General features: G+C 65.4%; 18 protein-coding genes. 12 read left to right on the forward strand and 6 right to left on the reverse strand.

Translation table 11 applies throughout. The features are described 5' to 3' along the window. Positions 1-2: 2 nt before the first annotated feature. Positions 3-860: a helix-turn-helix transcriptional regulator gene (locus BUS12_RS18170; protein WP_074297961.1), complete on the reverse strand. Its 858-nt coding sequence runs from the start codon at positions 858-860 to the stop codon at positions 3-5. 190 nt (positions 861-1,050) lie between these two features. On the opposite strand from BUS12_RS18170, the gene BUS12_RS18175 reads away from it, so the two are divergent. Next, on the forward strand, positions 1,051-1,869 hold the full coding sequence (locus BUS12_RS18175; RefSeq protein ID WP_074297963.1) for a carbon-nitrogen hydrolase family protein: 819 nt from the start codon (positions 1,051-1,053) through the stop codon (positions 1,867-1,869). A 191-nt stretch (positions 1,870-2,060) separates the two neighbouring features. Beyond that, the gene (locus tag BUS12_RS18180; RefSeq protein WP_074297965.1) at positions 2,061-3,422 is read left to right on the forward strand and encodes an APC family permease; all 1,362 of its coding nucleotides are present in this window, start codon (positions 2,061-2,063) and stop codon (positions 3,420-3,422) included. A gap of 73 nt (positions 3,423-3,495) precedes the next feature. Here BUS12_RS18180 and BUS12_RS18185 read toward each other — a convergent pair whose 3' ends face one another. Next, positions 3,496-3,678, reverse strand: coding sequence for a hypothetical protein (locus BUS12_RS18185; protein ID WP_074297966.1), 183 nt, complete (start codon positions 3,676-3,678; stop codon positions 3,496-3,498). Positions 3,679-3,787: 109 nt separating this feature from the next. Beyond that, a complete protein-coding gene (locus BUS12_RS18190; RefSeq protein ID WP_074297968.1) occupies positions 3,788-4,684 on the reverse strand; it encodes an NAD-dependent epimerase/dehydratase family protein in 897 nt (298 codons plus the stop codon). Between the two features lie 126 nt (positions 4,685-4,810). Between BUS12_RS18190 and BUS12_RS18195 the strand changes: the two genes are divergently transcribed. The 8 genes from BUS12_RS18195 to hutG all read left to right on the forward strand — a co-directional run bounded on the left by BUS12_RS18195 (position 4,811) and on the right by hutG (position 14,382). Next, the gene (locus BUS12_RS18195) at positions 4,811-5,698 is read left to right on the forward strand and encodes a LysR family transcriptional regulator (RefSeq protein WP_074297970.1); all 888 of its coding nucleotides are present in this window, start codon (positions 4,811-4,813) and stop codon (positions 5,696-5,698) included. 314 nt (positions 5,699-6,012) lie between these two features. Then, complete coding sequence (gene hutH / locus BUS12_RS18200; protein ID WP_171991678.1) at positions 6,013-7,536, forward strand: histidine ammonia-lyase; 1,524 nt, start codon at positions 6,013-6,015, stop codon at positions 7,534-7,536. A 40-nt stretch (positions 7,537-7,576) separates the two neighbouring features. After that, positions 7,577-8,272: a histidine utilization repressor gene (gene hutC / locus BUS12_RS18205; RefSeq protein WP_074297972.1), complete on the forward strand. Its 696-nt coding sequence runs from the start codon at positions 7,577-7,579 to the stop codon at positions 8,270-8,272. A 66-nt stretch (positions 8,273-8,338) separates the two neighbouring features. After that, on the forward strand, positions 8,339-10,027 hold the full coding sequence (gene hutU / locus BUS12_RS18210; protein WP_074297974.1) for a urocanate hydratase: 1,689 nt from the start codon (positions 8,339-8,341) through the stop codon (positions 10,025-10,027). Further along, positions 10,027-10,644 carry a HutD/Ves family protein gene (locus BUS12_RS18215; protein WP_171991750.1) on the forward strand — a complete coding sequence of 206 codons (618 nt, stop codon included), beginning with the start codon at positions 10,027-10,029 and terminating at the stop codon, positions 10,642-10,644. The genes hutU and BUS12_RS18215 overlap by 1 nt, the downstream gene beginning before the upstream one ends. A 76-nt stretch (positions 10,645-10,720) precedes the next feature. Next, positions 10,721-11,968, forward strand: coding sequence for an imidazolonepropionase (gene hutI / locus BUS12_RS18220; RefSeq protein ID WP_074297978.1), 1,248 nt, complete (start codon positions 10,721-10,723; stop codon positions 11,966-11,968). A 66-nt stretch (positions 11,969-12,034) separates the two neighbouring features. Further along, entirely contained in the window at positions 12,035-13,477 is a 1,443-nt protein-coding gene (locus tag BUS12_RS18225; RefSeq protein ID WP_074297979.1) for a formimidoylglutamate deiminase, read from the forward strand. 92 nt (positions 13,478-13,569) lie between these two features. Further along, positions 13,570-14,382, forward strand: a complete 813-nt coding sequence (hutG, locus tag BUS12_RS18230; RefSeq protein WP_074297981.1) for an N-formylglutamate deformylase — start codon at positions 13,570-13,572, stop codon at positions 14,380-14,382. A 66-nt stretch (positions 14,383-14,448) separates the two neighbouring features. On the opposite strand, the gene BUS12_RS38815 is transcribed toward hutG, so the two are convergent. Then, complete coding sequence (locus tag BUS12_RS38815) at positions 14,449-14,589, reverse strand: hypothetical protein (RefSeq protein ID WP_171991670.1); 141 nt, start codon at positions 14,587-14,589, stop codon at positions 14,449-14,451. A gap of 321 nt (positions 14,590-14,910) precedes the next feature. On the opposite strand from BUS12_RS38815, the gene BUS12_RS18235 reads away from it, so the two are divergent. Beyond that, positions 14,911-15,576 carry a hypothetical protein gene (locus BUS12_RS18235; protein WP_074297983.1) on the forward strand — a complete coding sequence of 222 codons (666 nt, stop codon included), beginning with the start codon at positions 14,911-14,913 and terminating at the stop codon, positions 15,574-15,576. A gap of 16 nt (positions 15,577-15,592) precedes the next feature. Here BUS12_RS18235 and BUS12_RS18240 read toward each other — a convergent pair whose 3' ends face one another. Together BUS12_RS18240 and BUS12_RS18245 are read right to left on the reverse strand one after the other, a co-directional pair. Beyond that, positions 15,593-16,621 (reverse strand): D-alanine--D-alanine ligase, encoded by a 1,029-nt coding sequence (locus tag BUS12_RS18240; RefSeq protein ID WP_074297985.1) that lies wholly within the window; start codon positions 16,619-16,621, stop codon positions 15,593-15,595. Positions 16,622-16,915: 294 nt separating this feature from the next. Next, on the reverse strand, positions 16,916-17,770 hold the full coding sequence (locus tag BUS12_RS18245; protein ID WP_074297987.1) for a LysR substrate-binding domain-containing protein: 855 nt from the start codon (positions 17,768-17,770) through the stop codon (positions 16,916-16,918). Between the two features lie 156 nt (positions 17,771-17,926). Between BUS12_RS18245 and BUS12_RS18250 the strand changes: the two genes are divergently transcribed. Beyond that, complete coding sequence (locus BUS12_RS18250) at positions 17,927-19,138, forward strand: aspartate aminotransferase type Ic (protein WP_171991679.1); 1,212 nt, start codon at positions 17,927-17,929, stop codon at positions 19,136-19,138. The last annotated feature ends 96 nt before the right edge of the window (positions 19,139-19,234 follow it).

Here is a 19,234-nt window from a genome sequence, read left to right on the forward strand (position 1 = left end):
TGCTACGCGCCGCGAGGTCCCGCCTCGTAGAACAGCGCAAATAGTTCGGACTGTGAATTGATGTTGAGCTTCGTATAGATGTGCTTCTTGTGGGCGCGCACGGTTTCGAACGAGATCGATAGTTTTTCGGCAATCGCCCGCGTCGAGAAGCCGCTCAACGTCAGCATCGCCACCTCTACTTCACGCGCCGTCAGCGGCGTGTGCCCACCGGCTTGTGCCACCTGCGCAAAGCGTTCCGCGTAGGTCGGCGCATCGACGCCGGCTCCGGCGCCTGGCGCGCCGCCTTCGATCGTCTCGCCGGCATCGTCGATACCCGGCGCATGCGACGCCTCGAACGTCTCGTGCGGCAGACGCTGGCGCATCAGCGCAATCACCCACGGTGCGCACAGCGCCAGCACGGCGAGATCGCGCTCGCCATAGCGGTGTGTCGCGCCCAGCGAAAACGCCAGCGTGTGCCGCGCATCGATCGCATAGTTGAAGTGCACCTCGTCGCCGACGATATTCTTCTTGAAGTAGCGCTGGTAATACGAGGTCATCGTGAAGTTGTCGGGCGCGACGTCGGCGAGCGTGACGAAGCCCGATGCGGGCCGCTCGCAGGCGTCGATATAAAACGGGTCGAGCTGATAGAGCGCCGCGAGATAGTCCTGGAACATCGCGTCGACGGTGCCGTCGGGCGTGGGCGATTCGGCGCATACGAGCGGCGCTTCATCCGGCGCGAAACGCAGTGCCACCCAATTATCGAAGGGCACGTAGCGTTCCAGCGCGCGGGTAAGCCGGGTCCAGAACTGCGTGCTGTCGAGCGCCTCGATGACTGCGCCAATTTCGCGGTGAAAGGCGAGGTCGCGCCATTCGAGTTCCATGCCTGCTCCGTTGAGGGTAACCCAGCCGGGTGATTCCCCGATAAATATGTCTGGTGATAATAGCCCGAAGCTTCACAGGCGGCCGAAACAATCTGCCGTCGTCCATGAAGCGGACTGGCAAGGCGCAACAATTCGCATGGGATCCGAGTCAACGCCAAAGCGCTAACCCGGGTCGACACAGGAGACATCAATGCAGCTCGAACTGGCGCAGATTCCGATTCAGGATGGCGCGATCGCTCCCAATGTACAACGCGTGCTCGACGTGATCGCGAAGCGCGCGGCCGGTACGGATCTGATCGTTTTTCCCGAAACGACCCTGTCGGGCTTCCCGACTCGCGACACGGTCGCCGATATCGCGCAGCCGCTCGACGGCGCCGCCCTGACCCGCGTGCGCAACGCCGCGCGTGCGGCGGGTGTGGCCGTCGCGGTAGGGCTCGCGGAGCGCGACGGCAACCGCTTTTACAACACGACAGTACTCATCGACGAGCGAGGCGAGCTGGCGCTGCGCTATCGCAAGACGCATCTGTGGGCGTCGGATGTCGGCGTGTTCGAACCGGGCGACCGCTACGAAGTGTGCCGCTTCAAGGGCATGACGGTGGGCATGCTGATCTGCTACGACATTGAATTCCCCGAGACCGCGCGAGCGCTCGCCTCGCTCGACGCCGACCTGCTGCTCGTGACCAACGGCAATATGGATCCGTTCGGCCCGGTGCATCGCCGCGCGATCGTGGCGCGGGCGATGGAAAACCAGATGTTCGCCGCGCTCGTCAACCGCACGGGAAGCGGGGACGACAACCTGGTCTTCCCCGGCGAGTCGGCACTGATCGATCCGTTCGGCGACGTCGTCTGCGAAGCGGGTGCCGCGGAGACGGTGCTGCCGGCGACGCTCGATCCGGCGCGGCTCGAAGGAGCGCGTGAACATTATCGCTACCTGCATGACGCGCGCATCGCACTGGATCTCGAGACGCTCGAGGGCGACGACGGCCGGCGTGCCCGCGTGATCCGTTAGGGCGCAGGCGCCGACCCGGCGCTTGCGCAAGCCGCTGTCGTCAGACGCGGCGTTTCAATACCTGAAGTTGCAGCACTCAACCTGTTTCACCAACCGGGTGATGCGGCACGTCCGTATCACACCCTATCACGCGCAATACAGGCCGTTCGTCTGGCCAGTCTGGCCGGCGAATATCATGAAGGAGACACTGCATGAGCACTACATCCCCCGCCGAACGCGCGGGCACGCAAACCACCCATCTCAAGCGCACGCTCGGCCTGCCGTCGGTGTTGCTGTTCGGTCTTGCCTATATGGCGCCGCTGATCGTCTACGGCACCTACGGCGTGCTCGCCAGCGCGAGCGACGACACGGCGGCGCTCGCCTATCTGATTGCGTTGATCGCCATCGTGTTCACTGCGTTGAGCTACGGCAAGCTGGCGCGGCTCTTCCCGGTAGCGGGATCGGCCTACACGTACACGCGCAAGACCTTCAGCGCGCATCTGGGCTTCATGATCGGCTGGGCGACGCTGCTCGATTATTTCTTCCTGCCGATGGTGATCTGGCTGATCGGCGCCGCCTATCTGAACGCGGCTTTTCCGCAGGTGCCGAGCTGGATCTGGATCGTGGCCTTCATCGTGTTGACGAGCGTGCTGAACATCCTCGGTATCGAACTGGCGAACCGCTTCAACATCGTGCTGATGGTGGTGCAACTGGCGATCGTCGCACTGTTCGTGGTGCTGTGCTGCCACTATGTGACGGCGGCAATGGGACCGGGTGGCCTGATCTCCGCCGAGCCGTTCTTCAAGCCGCACGTGCCGTTCTCCGCGACGATGGCCGGCGCCGCGATCGCCGCTTATTCGTACCTCGGCTTCGATGCGGTCTCGACGCTGACCGAAGAAACCATTGAACCCGAGAAGACCATGCCGCGTGCGATCGTACTGATTGCGCTGATCGGCGGGGCGATCTTCGTGATTGCGGCCTATACGGTGCAGCTTGCGCATCCGGGCGCGGTGTTCAAGGATCCCGATTCCGCGGCCTTCGAAGTGGCGCGCAAAGTGGGCGGCGATATCTTCGTGACGGTATTCCTGGCCGGGCTGATTCTCGCGCAATTCGCTTCGGGGATTTCGGCTCAGGCGAGCGTCGGGCGTCTGCTGTATGCGATGGGTCGCGATGAAGTGCTGCCGAGGCGCATCTTCGGTTTCGTGCATCCGAAGTTCAAGACGCCGGCGATCAACATCGCGATTGCCGGTGCTGTTGGCCTGATTGCCCTGAAGCTCGACGTCGCGACCTCCACGTCGTTCATCAACTTCGGCGCGTTTCTCGCGTTCACCGCGGTCAACCTGTGCGTGGTGCGCCAGTACTTTCTCGCGAGAGGCGGTGCGCGGGCCATCGGTGTGTTCGGCGGCCTGTTGTTCCCGGTGCTGGGTGCGCTTGCCGATCTGTGGTTGCTGGTGAGCCTGGAGAAAACGGCGCTGGTGCTGGGCGCGATCTGGTTCGTGCTGGGACTGGTCTATCTCGGCTGGCTCACGCGGGGCTTCCGCCGGGCGCCGCCGGAAGTGGCCGCGGTTTTGTGAGGGGCGGGGCAAGCCGGCATGCCGGCGGTCCCGGCGGCGCTGCCCGGGTGAATGGGCGGCGCCGTCCTGTGCGCTACAGGGACATTTCGAAGGCAGGCCGGAGGAACAGTTCGATTGCCATGACGACGAGTCCCATCGCCGCCGCCGACAGCGTCAAGGTGCCGTACTCGTCGTAGCGCGCATCATAGAGGCACGCTACGACGAACAGGATCGCCAGCAGGTTGGTCAGCCAATCGAAATTTAGCGCGAGGCTCATCGGGGAATCCGGGCTCAGCGACCGACTCGCATTGACGAATCGGTCCATTCATTGCGCGGGATTCTAGCGAGTTGAGCTTACGGATTCGCAACAGAATCGCTTACACGGATTACATCATCTCCCGCTCGATCCATTCCTCCGCCGAGGTGCGCCGCGGCTGCCATCCCAGCAACTTGCGCGCACGTTCGCCGCGCACCCGGCTATTCGAGCCGAGCCCGTAGTTAGCCATTTCGTAACCCCATTCCTGCTCGGCGTCGGCGAGCGGCCAGTCTTGCGCCGGGCCCAGTTTCATCGCACGGGCGATGGCGGCGCTCATGTCGCGAAACGACGCCTCGCCGCTCTCGACAAAGTAGAACGTGCCGGCGGGCGTTTTCTCCAGCGCGAGGCGATACAGATCGACCACATCGTCGATATGCACGTTCGACCAGATATTGCCGCCGCTCCCCACGTGCCGCACGACACCGCTTTTCTGCGCCTGGCGCACGAGACGCGGCAGTTGCACGCTGGCGCTGCCGGCCACGGAACCGTGGCCGTAGATCAGCGTGTTGCATAGCACTGCTGAGCGAATGTTCTGCTGCGCCGCTTCGAGCACCAGACGGTCGATGCCGACACGGGCGGCCTTATCGGCGGTCGGTTCGGGCAAGGCATCCTCATGAAAGATCGCGGCCGCGCCGGCTTCGCCGCCCGACGCATCGCCGACGATGCTCGAGCCGCTCGTATGCAGAAACGGCTTGCCGGAGCCGGCGAGTCCTTCGATCAGCGCCTCCACGGCCGCGCGATGATCGCTGCTGGCCGCGTTGACGACAGCATCCGCGGCGCGGGCTTCGGCGATCAGCAGCGCGCGGTCGTCGAGCGCGCCGACGACCGGTTCGACGCCGAGGCGCTTGAGTTCGGCTGCGTGTTCAGGGTTGCGGATCAGGCCACGCACGTGGTGTCCGGCGCGCACGAAGCCGGCGGCAATCGAGCCGCCGATAAAACCGCTGGCGCCGGTGATGAAAATATTCAAGAGGTTCTCCTGGTAACTGAGAGGACGGGACCGGTTGGGATCCCGCTGCAATGGAGCCAGTATCCGCCGTCTTGATTCTGGCAAAAAGCGTGTTAGTCTCAAATCAATCTTGACTTGAAATCAACAATGAAAACGTCCACCGACGAATTGCTGGTCTTCGTCACCGTGATCGACAGCGGCTCGATCACGGCCGCCGCCGAAAAGCTGCAGCAGACGGTGTCGGGCGTGAGCCGCGCGCTGACGCGGCTTGAGAAGAAGCTCGACACCGCCTTGATCCGCCGCACGACGCGCCGGCTGCAGCTCACGGAAGAGGGCGTGTTGTTCCTTGGCCGGGCGCGGACGATTCTCGATGCGATGGAAGAGGCCGAGCAATCCGTCGCCCGGCGGCGCGAGCGGCCGAGCGGACGTCTGCGGGTGGATGCGGCGTCACCCTTCATGCTCCATTGCATTGCGCCGCATATGAAGGCGTTTTCGGCGCTGTATCCGGAGATCCAGCTGGAGCTGACCAGCAACGAGCGGGTGGTCGACCTGCTCGAGCAGACGGTGGACATCGCGATCCGGATCGGCGTGCTGCAGGATTCGACGCTGCATGCGCGCTCGCTCGGCAGCAGCAAGCGGCGCATCGTGGCGAGTCCGGGCTATCTGGCGGAGTGGGGCGAGCCGGATGCCGTCGAGGCGTTGCGTGCGCATCGTCTGATCGGCTTTACCGCGCCCGACCACTTGAACCGCTGGCCGCTGCGCGATGGCGAGCGTGCTGCGCTGAAGATTGCGCCGTCCATGACGGCCTCGAGCGGCGAGACGATCCGCCAGTTGGCGCTGGCCGATAGCGGCATCGCCTGCCTGTCCGATTTCATGACGCTCGCGGACGTGCGCGACGGGCGGCTCGTGCGGATTCTCGAAGACGTGCTGGTTGACGACCGGCAACCGATCAGTGCGGTGTTTTATCAGAGCGCGTCGCTGGCGGGGCGGGTGCAGGCGTTTCTGGATTTCATCGGGGAGCGGTTGCAGCTTTAACAGGGGCCACGCGGCGAACACCAGGCCGAGGCGCAACGCCTCGGGCCCGTTCCCCTCTTTTTGTCCGCTTGCCACTCATCCCCTCAAACGTGTATATACAAGTCATCGCAAAATGATGGACTTGGGGCAGATGCCCACCCTTGGCGCATCGTCATGCACCGCCCCCGGGAATCTCTGCGAAAACCATGCCAGCAGCCACGAAGGGACCCAATGAACCCCTCGGGAAACCCCTAACACCAGAGCATTAAAAATAAGTTGTATATACAAGCTGACGCCGCTAGACTTCTCTCAAATTGTATAGACAGGACTCTTCCATGATGATTCTCAAGCCCGGCCACCTGACTCTCCCGCAACTGCGCCAGATCGCCCGTGAACAGGTCACGCTGCAACTCGATCCCGCCAGCTTTGCCGCCATCGACGCCTGCGCGCAGGCCGTCGCCGACATCGCCGCGAAGGGTGAGCCCGCTTACGGCATCAACACGGGTTTCGGGCGTCTCGCCAGCACGCACATCCCGCATGAGCAGCTCGAGCTGCTGCAACGCAATCTGGTGCTCTCGCATGCGGTCGGCGTGGGGGAGCCGATGTCGCGTCCGGTTGTGCGTCTCCTGATCGCGCTCAAGCTGTCGAGCCTCGGCCGCGGCCACTCGGGCATCCGCCGCGAAGTGATGGACGCGCTGATCACGCTGTTCAACGCCGACGTGCTGCCGGTGATTCCGGTCAAGGGTTCGGTGGGCGCCTCGGGCGACCTCGCGCCGCTCGCGCATATGTCGGCCGCGCTGCTGGGCGTCGGCGATGTGATCGCCAAGGGCGAGCGCATCGCCGCTACCGAAGGCCTGCGCCTCGCCGGCCTCAAGCCGCTCACGCTGCAAGCCAAGGAAGGCCTCGCGCTGCTGAACGGCACGCAAGCCTCGACCGCGCTCGCGCTGTACAACATGTTCGCGATCGAAGACCTGTACCGCACCGCCCTCGTGGCGGGCGCGCTGTCGGTGGACGCGGCGGCCGGTTCGGTCGCACCGTTCGACCATCGCATCCACGACCTGCGCGGTCATCAAGGCCAGATCGAAGCGGCGGCGGCCTACCGGTCGCTGCTCGACGGCTCGGGCATCAACCTGTCGCACCGCGATTGCGGCAAGGTGCAAGACCCGTACAGCCTGCGCTGCCAGCCGCAGGTGATGGGCGCGTGCCTCGACCAGATGCGCCATTCGTCCGACGTGCTGCTGATCGAAGCCAACGCCGTGTCGGACAACCCGCTGATTTTCCCGGACACCGGCGAAGTGCTGTCGGGCGGTAACTTCCACGCCGAGCCGGTAGCGTTCGCCGCCGACAATCTCGCGCTGGCCGCGGCCGAAATCGGCGCGCTCGCCGAACGCCGCATCGCACTCCTGATCGATTCGACGCTGTCCGGTCTGCCGCCGTTCCTCGTCCGCGATGGCGGCGTGAACTCCGGCTTCATGATCGCGCACGTCACGGCGGCGGCGCTCGCCTCGGAGAACAAGACGCTCGCGCATCCGGCTTCGGTCGACTCGCTGCCTACCTCCGCGAACCAGGAAGACCACGTGTCGATGGCGACGTTTGCGGCGCGCAAGCTCGGCGATATCGCCGAGAACACCGCCAACATTCTCTCGATCGAACTGCTCGCCGCCGCGCAAGGTGTCGACCTGCGCGCGCCGCACCAGACCAGTCCGAGCCTGCAGCATGTGATGAACACGGTGCGCCACGAAGTCGCGCATTACGAACTCGATCACTACTTCGCGCCGGATATCGCCGCGGTCACGCGTCTCGTGCAGAACGGCACGATCGCCGCGCACAGCCCGTTTGCGTTCCCGTCGGAACAGTAAGCAGACTAACGGCACGCATCGCACTCACGGCATATCGAGCATGAACGCACCGGCCTATCAGGGGATCAAGGACTTCATCCTCGCCCGCATTCACGCGGGCGAATGGGGTGAGGGCGACCAGGTCCCTTCGGAAAACGAGCTCGCACGCGAGTTCAACGTGGCGCGCATGACGGTCAACCGCGCGCTGCGCGAGCTCACCTCCGAGCAGGTGCTCACGCGCGTGCAGGGTTCGGGCACCTTCGTGGCGCGGCCGAAGTACGAATCGACGCTGGTGGCGATCCGCAGCATTTCCGACGAGATCGTCGCGCGTGGTCATCGTTATCAGGCGAAGGTGCTGCATATCGGCGCGGCGATTGCCGACGAGGCGCTCGCCGACGAGATGCAGGTGAGTGCCGGCAGCCCGGTGTTTCACTCGCGTGTGCTGCATTTCGAAAACGACGAGCCGGTGCAGCTCGAAGAACGCTGGGTCAACCCGGCGGTCGCGCCCGAGTACGCGTTGCAGGACTTCACCAACACCACGCCGAACCAGTACCTGGTGCGCGTCGCGCCGCTGCAGCGCGTGGAATACCGCATTGAAGCGTCTGTGGCGGATGCCGATACCCGGCAACTGCTGACCATGGACGAACTCGAACCGTGCCTCGTGCTGCATCGTCGCACGTGGTCGCAGAGCCTGGTCGCTTCGGTGGCCAATCTCTGGCATCCCGGCAGCCGTTACCGCTTCACCGGACACTTCTGATTTCGCTTATCCGCTCTGCGTTTTTTGACCTGATTCCCGAGTACTTTCCAGCCTCCGAGGGCCACCATGAACAACCCCAAGCACATCGACCCGCGTCTCGACCCCACCCGCAGCATCCGCGCCCCGCGCGGTGCGGACAAGACCTGCAAGAGCTGGCTCACGGAAGCCGCCTACCGGATGATCCAGAACAATCTGGACGCCGAAGTCGCCGAGCATCCGCATGCGCTCGTGGTGTACGGCGGCATTGGCCGCGCGGCGCGTAACTGGGATTGCTACGATCAGATTCTCGCCACGCTGAAGGACCTCAACGACGACGAAACGCTGCTGATTCAATCGGGCAAGCCGGTCGGCGTGTTCAGGACGCATGCCGACGCGCCGCGCGTGCTGCTGGCGAATTCGAACCTCGTGCCGCACTGGGCGACGTGGGAACACTTCCACGAACTCGACCGCAAGGGCCTGATGATGTACGGCCAGATGACGGCGGGCAGTTGGATCTACATCGGCAGCCAGGGGATCGTTCAGGGCACCTACGAGACTTTCTTCTCGGTGGCGAACCAGCATTTCAACGGCGATCCGAAGGGCCGCTGGATCCTGACCGGCGGTCTCGGCGGCATGGGCGGCGCGCAGCCGCTCGCGGCGACCATGGCCGGCTTCTCGATGATCGCGGTGGAATGCGACGAGACGCGCATCGACTTCCGTCTGAAGACCCGTTACGTGGACCGCAAGGCGAAGACGCTTGACGAAGCCTTGGCGATCGTCGAAGAGGCGAAGCAAACCGGCAAGCCGGTTTCGGTCGGCTTGCTCGGCAATGCGGCGGACGTGTTCGCCGAATGCGTCACACGCGGCATCACGCCGGACTGCGTGACGGACCAGACCAGCGCGCACGATCCGATCAACGGCTACCTGCCGCAAGGCTGGAGCGTGGAAGACTGGCGCGAGCGTCAGAAGACGGCGCCGGACAGCATCGTCAAGCCCGCCAAGCAATCGATGGCCGAGCAGGTCAAGGCGATGCTGACGCTGCAGGAACGCGGCGCCGCCACGCTCGACTACGGCAACAACATCCGCCAGATGGCGCTGGAAATGGGCGTCGACAACGCCTTCGATTTCCCGGGCTTCGTGCCGGCGTATATCCGCCCGCTGTTCTGCGAGGGCAAGGGCCCGTTCCGCTGGGTCGCGCTGTCGGGCGATCCTGAGGACATCTACAAGACCGATGCCAAGGTCAAGGAACTGATTCCCGACGACGCGCATCTGCACAACTGGCTCGACATGGCGCGCGAACGCATTGCGTTCCAGGGTCTGCCGGCGCGAATCTGCTGGGTCGGCGTGAAGGATCGTTATCGCCTCGGGCAAGCGTTCAACGAGATGGTGAAAAACGGCGAGTTGAAGGCGCCGGTCGTGATCGGGCGCGACCATCTGGATACCGGTTCGGTGGCGAGCCCGAACCGCGAAACCGAATCGATGAAGGACGGCTCGGATGCCGTCAGCGACTGGCCGCTGCTCAACGCGTTGCTGAATACGGCAGGTGGCGCGACGTGGGTGTCGCTGCATCACGGTGGTGGCGTGGGCATGGGTTTTAGCCAGCACTCGGGCGTGGTGATCGTGGCCGACGGCACGGATGAAGCGGCCAGGCGCCTCGGCCGCGTGCTGTTCAACGATCCGGCCACGGGCGTGATGCGTCATGCGGATGCCGGCTACGAACTCGCGCAGGAGACGGCGCGCGAGGTGGGATTGAACCTGCCGATGCTGGGCCGTTGATCGTGACGCGCCGTGTTGCTGCGACGCTGCTGCGTGGCGTGGATCTCGTGGCCACGCCGTGGAAAAACGGCGGCGGGGTCACGCGTGAGGTGGCCGCGTTTCCCGCAGGTGCGGGGCTCGACGCGTTCGTCTGGCGCGTGAGCATCGCGGACGTCGCGCAGGCCGGGCCGTTCTCGCGTTTTGACGGCATCGACCGCACGCTGGTGTTGTTGTCGGGCGCGGGTATGCTGCTCGATGAAGCGCAAGGGCCGACCCATGCGCTGACGCAAGCGCTCGACATCGCCCGTTTTGCCGGCGAGGCCGCGATCGACGCGCGTCTCGTCGACGGGGCCACGCGCGATTTCAACCTGATGGTGCGGCGTGGCGCGGCAGCCGGCGAGGTCGAGGTATGGCGAGGCGAGGGTGAGCATCGCGCGAGCGCCGCATCGACGCGCCATCTGTTCGCCGATGTCGTGCTGCTGTTTTGCGCGGCCGGCTCGCTCGAAGTAACGCTGGGCGACGCCGCTCCGCTGACGCTGGTGACGGACGACACGCTGCAGATCGACGCACCCGAGGCCCTCGCGTGCAAACTGAGCGGCGAGGGTGCGTTGCTCGCGATCCGCCTGCATTACGCGTGAACACCCATACGGCGAGTCCGGTCCCGCATCGGACCTCGCATTCACGGAACCGCAACTAGCTGCAAACGAGCACGCGATGAAGCAAACCGTCTGGCATCACCTGAAGCTTTGCCCGCAGGGCGATCCTCATCACACGTTGGCCGACGCGGCCATCGCCGTGCACGACGGCCGGATTGCCTGGCTCGGCGCAGCGAGCGATTTGCCGGCTGACTACGCCGCGTGGCCGCGCGAAGACCTCGGTGGCGCGTGGGTGACGCCGGGCCTTGTCGATTGCCATACCCATCTGGTGTACGGCGGCCAGCGCGCCGACGAGTTCGCCCAGCGGCTCGCGGGCGTGAGCTACGAAGAGATCGCGCGGCAGGGCGGCGGGATTGTTTCGACGGTGCGCGCGACCCGCGCCGCCGATGAAGCCAGCCTGTTCCGTGTGTCCGCCGCGCGGCTCGAACCGCTGCTCGCCGAAGGCGTGACCGCTGTCGAAATCAAATCCGGCTATGGCCTCGACCTGGCGAGCGAGCGCAAGATGCTGCGTGTCGCGCGCCGTCTCGGCGAGCAGTATCCGGTGTCGGTCTACACGACCTTTCTCGGCGCGCATGCGTTGCCGCCGGAGTTCGCCGGGCGAGCCGACGACTACATCGCCGAAGTCTGCGAGCGCATGCTGCCTGCGCTGGCCGACGAGGGTCTCGTCGATGCGGTCGATGTGTTCTGCGAGCGCATCGGCTTTTCGCTCGCGCAAAGCGAGCGTGTCTTCGCCGCGGCCGAGCGCTACAAGCTGCCGGTGAAGATGCATGCCGAGCAGTTGTCCAATAGCGGCGGAACGGCGCTCGCGGCGCGTCATCGCGCGTTGTCTGCGGATCATCTGGAGTTTCTCGACGAAGCAGGCGTGGCCGCGATGAAAGCGAGCGGCACGGTCGCCGTGCTGCTGCCCGGCGCGTACTACTTCATCCGCGAGACGCAGTTGCCGCCGCTCGATCTGCTACGCCGCTACGAAGTGCCCATCGCGATCTCCACCGACAGCAACCCCGGCACGTCGCCCACCACCTCGCTGCTGCTGATGATGAACATGGCGACCACGCTGTTTCGCATGACCGTGCCCGAAGTGCTGCAAGGCGCGACGCAACACGCGGCGCGCGCGCTTGGAGCCGCGGATCGGCACGGCGCGCTGGCGGTCGGACGCGCGGCGGATTTCGCCGTGTGGTCCGTCGATACGCTCGCTGAGCTGGCGTACTGGATCGGGCGTCCGCTGTGCGCGCGTGTGGTGCGGGCCGGCGAGACGGTCTATACGCGGCCCGCGACGGCGGCCGTGACGGCGCCTGTTACGCGCTGAATGCGGTGTCAACGCCGGCGCTAACCGCCGTGCCAAACCCAAGTCGAACCCCCTCAAGGTCTGAAGATGACTGATTCGAATCGAGCGCCGGCACCTACATCGACCGAGGCGTCGACTCAAGCAACCCGTCACGCGCTGTTCGCCGACCACGCGTATCTGCCGGACGGCTGGCGTCGCAACGTGCTGCTCGAGTGGGACGCGGGCGGCACGCTCACCCACGTTACGCCGGATACGGGCGCGCCGCCCGTCGGCGTCGCTCGCGCTGCCGGTCCCGTCTTGCCCGGCATGCCGAACCTGCATTCGCATGCGTTCCAGCGTGCGATGGCGGGTCTCACGGAATACCGTGCAAACGCCACCGACAACTTCTGGAGCTGGCGCGACCTGATGTACCGCTTCGCCGCGAAGATCTCGCCGCAAGGACTGGCCGCTGTCGCGCAGTGGCTGTACATCGAGATGCTGAAGGCGGGCTATACCTCGGTGTGCGAGTTCCATTACGTGCATCACACGCCGGAGGGCAGCCGTTACGTCAACGCGGCCGAACTCGCCGAGCGGGTGGTGGATGCGGCGCAGACGAGCGGCATCGGCATGACGATGCTGCCGGTGCTCTACCAGTACAGCGGCTTCGGCGCGCGCGCCCCGCGGGCCGATCAGCAGCGTTTCATCAATACGCCCGAGAGCCTGCTCGATCTGCTGGCCAAGCTGCGTGCGGCGCGCCCCGAAAGCGCGGCGCTGCGCTACGGCGTGGCGCCGCATTCGTTGCGGGCGGTCTCGGAGCAATCGCTGCGCAGTCTGCTCGACGGTCTCGACACGGACCTGCCGGGTGCGCCGGTGCATATCCATATCGCCGAGCAGACCGCGGAAGTCGACGCCTGTCTCGAGACCGAAGGCGCGCGTCCGGTGCAATGGCTGCTCGAACGTTTCCATGTCGATTCCCGTTGGTGTCTCGTGCATGCGACCCACGTCGATGCGAACGAAACGCGCGCGCTGGCCACAAGCGGCGCGGTGGCGGGGCTGTGCCTGACGACCGAAGCCAATCTCGGCGACGGCATTTTCCCGGCGCACGCGTATCTGGAAGAGAAGGGGCGCTTCGGCATCGGTTCGGATAGCCATATCGGCGTGGACTGGCGTGCGGAACTGCGGCTGCTGGAATACGGCCAGCGCTTGTCGCGCCGGCAGCGCAACGTGCTGGCCTCGGCCGAGGCGCCGTTTGTCGCCGATCGCCTCTTTGCCGCCGCGCTCGACGGCGGTGCGCATGCCACGGGTCGCGCCGTCAACGGTTTGCGGGCAGGGCAGCGCGCCGATTTTCTCGCGCTGGACGGCGATCATGCCAGCATCGCCGAGCATGCCCCGGACGCCTGGCTTTCCGGCGTTGTATTCTGCGAGCATGGCGAGACGCCGATTCGCGACGTGTATGCCGGCGGCGAGAAGGTCGTCGAGAATCGCCGGCATCGCGACGAAGAGCGCGCGTACGCGCAGTACCGGGTTGCGCTCGCCGAGCTGCTCAAGTGATCCATCAAGCGATGCATCAGGCGAAATACGCCAACGCGCGACTCGGGTAAGCTGTTGCAACCTTGCCCCGATTTCATTGATTCTGGACTGACATGACTGCTTCGAACACCCCACCGGTTTTTTCGCTGCACGAGGGAAGCCTGCCGCTGCTGATTTCGATTCCCCACGTGGGCACCAATATTCCCGCGGACATCGCCGCTACGATGACGCCCGCCGCCGCGCGCACCGAAGATTGCGACTGGCATCTCGACCGCCTGTACGGCTTTGCACGCGAGCTGGGCGCGTCGATGCTGATGCCAAACAATGCGCGCTATGTGATCGATCTGAACCGCCCGCCCGACGGCGCGAATCTCTACCCGGGCCAGGACACGACGGGCCTCTTGCCCGTCGACACGTTCGACAAGGAGCCGCTGTATCTCGACGGCCACTTGCCCGACGACACCGAAGTAGCGCGCCGCCGCGAACGCTACTGGAAGCCGTATCACGAGGCGCTCGTGGCGCACCTGGCGGCGCTGAAGGCGAAACACGGCAAGGTGCTGCTGTGGGAGGCGCATTCGATCCGCTCGCATGTGCCGCGTTTCTTCGAAGGACGGCTGACGGATTTCAACTTCGGCACGTCGAACGGCGCGAGTGCTGCGCCGGGCCTGGCCGAGGCGCTGGCTGCGGTGGTCGAACAGCACGGTCGCTATTCGACAATCGCCAATGGCCGCTTCAAGGGCGGCTACATCACGCGTCAGTACGGCCAGCCGGCCGAGGGCGTACACGCGGTGCAGCTCGAATTGACGCAGATTACGTATATGGAAGAGCAGATGCCGTATGCGTACGACGAAAAGCTCGCGGCACAGGTCGAACCGTTACTGAAGACGCTGGTGCGGACAGCACTGGATCACGTCGCCGCGGCTTGAGGGCGCGGCGCGGCGCGCGCCGTCGTTAGGGACGCCCCCGCGCAAGGCGGGGGCCGGCCATTGACATCAATGGCAGCGTTTCTCCCAGTGCCCGTGTACGTGGACCTTATGGCACACCGGATGGTGATGGTCGTCGGCATGCGCCGGCACCATGACGCAGAGGGTGGTCAGCGCTGCGGCGCAGGCAAGGATCGCTTTCTTCATCATATTTTCCCTTTGTTGGGACGGGTTGGCAGAGCCTGCTGAGCAGCACGATTCGTGCCGCATACGTCTGATCAATGCATGGGCCATGCGACCACGCCGCCAGGCCGGAACGCGGCCGCCCGCGGCGTGTCAATCCAGGGGGGCGTAACGGGCCCCTGTTTGCATCGCCGTTACGCCAGTTACGTTACGTCACACTCTCCGGGACATACCGGTTGCGTGCGGCATGGCGAAGCGACTACCCTTTGACGAACACGACGCGCGTGGGCAGCGAGCCCGCGCGGACGTAACAGACTAATCGGGCGAGAAAAGATGGAAGACCCAGCAATGGAAGATTCCGACGAGTCCCTGCTTCCCATCTGGCGGGCAAATCTGGTGGTGCTGACCCAGGAGGTCGGCGCGGCAACGCGTCTCGCGCGGATGATGACGTTCTCCGCAAGCTATCTGAAACTGATGCTGTCGGGCCAGCGCGAATTCAACGAGGAGTTCGTGCGCGGGGTCGAAGCGGTCACCGGCTTGCCGGCCAGCTGGATGAACACGCCGCATCACGAGCAGGAGATTCCCGCCAACGCCCGCGAGGCGATCGACAACGAAACGCCGCTCGCGCGCTTTCGCGGCACGGCGCATCCGGCGCGCAAGAAATCGGTGTTGCGGCCGCCTGAGCCCATCTTCGGTCAGCCGGGGCCCGCGCGCCGCATCGAGGAGGAGACCTTCGACGTCGAGGCGCATCGGCGTCAGGCGCACTTTCGCAAGGTTCGCGATCTGGCGGTGCAGGACGTGCGCCGTTTCGAGCGGCATCTGGCGAGTCCGCCGGTCGAACTGGCCGCGTTGCGCGCCAAGGTCGAGGACGTGATCGCGGCTTCGGATCTGGAGGACACCGATCATGCCGATCTCACCGGCCGGCTCGAGCAGATCGAAAAGCACCGGCATCTGCTGATGCGGCACGTGGAGAAACTGCAGGCGCTGCTGGTGAGGCTGGGCGAGAGCGAGTGAAGGGAGGGAGGTCAGCTCACTTGCGCTTGCTATGCCGCTCGATTGCCAGCCGGCAGATGCGGTCGCACAGTTCGCTGAAGGCGATGCCGCGCGCCTGCGCCGACTGCGGCAGCAGGCTGGTCGCGGTCATGCCCGGCAGCGTGTTGACTTCCAGACACCACAACACCCCGTGGCTATCCAGCCGGAAATCGGAGCGGCTATAACCGTCCAGCTTCAGCGTGCGATGCGCGCGCAGCGCCAGCGCGCGAGCCTGCTCGGCGATGTCTTCCGGCAAGTCCGCCGGAAAGATTTCACGCACCGCGCCGGGTTGGTACTTCGCCTTGTAATCGAACACCGCGTTCGGATCCATGACGATTTCTCCCACCGCCAACGCTTCATCGCCGAGTACGCCCACCGTGATTTCGCGGCCGGCGATGAACTGCTCCAGCATGACTTCGCTGTCGTAAGCGCCGGCGAGCGCGATGGCGTCCGCGAGCTGATCCGCGGAGCGCACCACCGAAAGTCCGACGGTCGAGCCCTGGCTATTCGGTTTGACGACGAGCGGGTAACCCAGTTGCTCGCCCGCGGCCTCGGGCTCGACCGGCGCCATCAGCCAGCGCGCGGTGGGAATGCCTGCGCTCACGAAGAGCCGCTTGGCCATGTCCTTGTCCATCGCGAGCGCGCTGCCCAGATGGCCGCTGCCGGTGTACGGCAACGCCGCGAGATCGAGCATGGCCTGGATGGTGCCGTCTTCGCCGGTGCCGCCGTGCAAGGCGACGAATACGACATCCACCCCGGCGAGCGTCGCCGCCTGCAGCGCGTTGGACTGTCCCGCGCGGATCATCGCCAGCGCCTCGGAGGCGGGCGGCGCTTCATTGACGCGTGAGCTGAGAAAGCGCACTTCGTCTTCGCCGCCCAGCAGCCCGCGCGACGTATCGATGGCGAGCACGTCGTGTCCCGCCGCGCGCAACGCAAGCACGACCTGCGCGCCGCTGGCGATCGAGACTTCGCGTTCCTCGCTGGTGCCGCCGAACAGCACGGCAATCTTGAGCGGACTAGTTTGCATATCAACGGGCCTTCAATTCGTGGAGTTGGTGCTGGGGGTGTCGGGGTATTGGCTTCGCGTCGCGTGGGGGCGCGTCGTGTGACGTGGTGTGACGCGGCCTCACAGCGGCGTTTCACCACGCATGCAGCGGATGCCGCCATGTACGCCGTGTCCGCGCAGCCTGTACGGCGAAATATTCTACAGGGGGCACCGCATTTCTAACGAGCGTTTGCAGCTTCGAAAAAAGCCATCGCAGCAGATTGCCGGGTTGGACGCGCATTGCCACGCACCACTCCGCACGCGCGGCCCCCTTCATCACAACCGCAGCTCGGTGAGAATCTGCTCCGCAAGGAAATCGCAGGGCGGCCGGTTCGAACGGGCGCTGCGGGCCAGCACGATTTCCAGTTCGGGCAGAACCGGCAGGCCATGCGGCCGCCCCAGTTGCACGAAATGGCCGGGCACCGCGCAGCGCGCGAGCGGGGCCACGGCGAGTCCGGCTTCGACCATGCTGAAGAGGCCCATCAGACTCGGGCTTTCGTACGACGTGCGATAGGTAATCCTGGCCCGCTCCAGAGCATGTATGGCATTCGCGCGCGCGACGCTGCCCGCGCCGAACAGCGCCACCGGCAGCGGCCGCTCTTTCCAGATTTCGCGGCCGCTCGCCACGGCGCCGGCCCACACCATCGGTTCGAAACGGATGAAGTCGCCGCTCAAGCCCCTCATGCGGGTCACGCAGGCGAGGTCGATCTTGTTGTCCTTGACGAGCGGGGCCAGCGCATGACTCGGCATGCCGATCACCTGAATCTCGACCTTCGGATAGCTCGCCGAAAACTTGCGCAGCACCGAGGGCAGCAGCGATGACGCGTAGTCGTCCGGCACCCCGATCGCCACTCGTCCTTTGACCTCGGGATGCACCATCGACGCCCAGGCTTCGTCGCGCAGCGCCAGCATGCGACGTGCATAGGCGAGCAGCACCTGGCCGTCGGCGGTGGGCGTGACGCTGCGCGGGCCGCGCACGAAGAGCGACTTGCCGAGCGCGCTTTCCAGCGCGCGGATCTGCATGCTGAGCGCGGACTGCGAGCGGTGTACCAGCGCTGCGCCGCGTACGAAGCTGCCGGCATCGGCGATGGCGACGACCATCGACAGCACGTCGAGATCCAGGGCTTTCATAGGCATCAGAAAATCTGATCGAAACGTTCAATATAACGCGTTTGTCTGAATGCGGGGCGGTCGGCATACTGGCGGCGTTGCTGGGCGGATCACGCACAATCGCTGCGTTCTGCGCTTCTCAAACCCTACATCGTTCAAACACTGGAGACCATCGCGATGCCGACGACCTACGACGACTTCAAGCAACTGGGCATGCGCCTCGACATGTCGCGCGGCAAGCCCGCGCCCGAACAACTCGACCTCTCGCGCGCACTGCTCGACGAGGCGGGAACGGTGGGCTTCCTGTCGCGCGACGGCATCGACTGCCGCAACTACGGTCACGTGCTCGGCCTGCCCGAAGCGCGCGAGCTCGGCGCGGCGCTGCTCGACGTGCCGGCGGCCCAGGTGGTCGCGGCCGGCAATTCGAGCCTCGAACTGATGCACGACACGCTGGCCTTCGCGATGCTGTTCGGCGTGCCGGGCGGCGAGCCGTGGCGCAAGCGCGACGACATCGCCTTTCTGTGCCCGGTGCCCGGTTACGACCGGCACTTCGCGATCTGTGAGGCGCTCGGCATCCGCATGATCAATGTGCCGATCAACGACGATGGCCCGGACATGGATTTCGTCGAAGCGCAGGTGGCGCGCGATCCGGCAATCAAGGGCATCTGGTGCGTGCCGCTCTACAGCAACCCAAGCGGCACGATCTACTCGGACGAGGTGGTGCGGCGTCTGGCGGCGATGCCGGCCGCGGCGCCGGACTTCCGGCTGATGTGGGACGACGCTTACCGTTTCCACCATCTGACGGAACAGCGGCACAGCACGCTTGATGTGCTCGAAGCCTGCGCTGCTGCCGGACACGAGGACCGCGCGCTGGTGTTCGCGTCGCTCTCGAAGGTGACGATCGGCGGCGGGGCGATGGCGTTCCTCACCGGCTCGCGCCGCAACGTGGACGCGTGGCAGCAGCGTGTCTCGGTGCGCACGATCGGCCCGGACAAGCTGAACCAGTTGCGTCACGTGCGCTTTCTGCGCGACCGCGCCGGGCTCGAGCGGCTGATGGAGCGTCATCGGGCGGTGGTGAGTCCGAAATTCGCTGCGGTTGCTGCTGTGTTCAAGGAGCAGCTCGGCGACCTGCCGGGCGTGACATGGAACGAGCCGGCCGGCGGCTACTTCATCAGCCTCTACACGCCGCCGGGGTACGCGAAGCGCACGGTGGCGCTGGCCGCAGCAGCAGGGCTTGTGCTGACGCCGGCAGGCGCGGCGTATCCGTACGGGCGCGATCCGGAAGACCGACATCTGCGGATTGCACCGACTTTTCCGTCGCTCGAGGAGGTGCGGCTTGCCGCGCGAGGGATTGCGCTGTCGCTGCGGCGTGCGCTCGCGGAGGGTTGAAGGGCAGAGGCAGTAGACGAACCGGCGCGGTAACAGACGCCGGACGAGCTCGCGCAACGGATGACGGCTTTAGCGCGAGCCGGTCCCGGCCTCCCG

The sequence above is a fragment of the Paraburkholderia phenazinium genome (assembly GCF_900142845.1).
GTDB lineage: Bacteria > Pseudomonadota > Gammaproteobacteria > Burkholderiales > Burkholderiaceae > Paraburkholderia > Paraburkholderia phenazinium_A.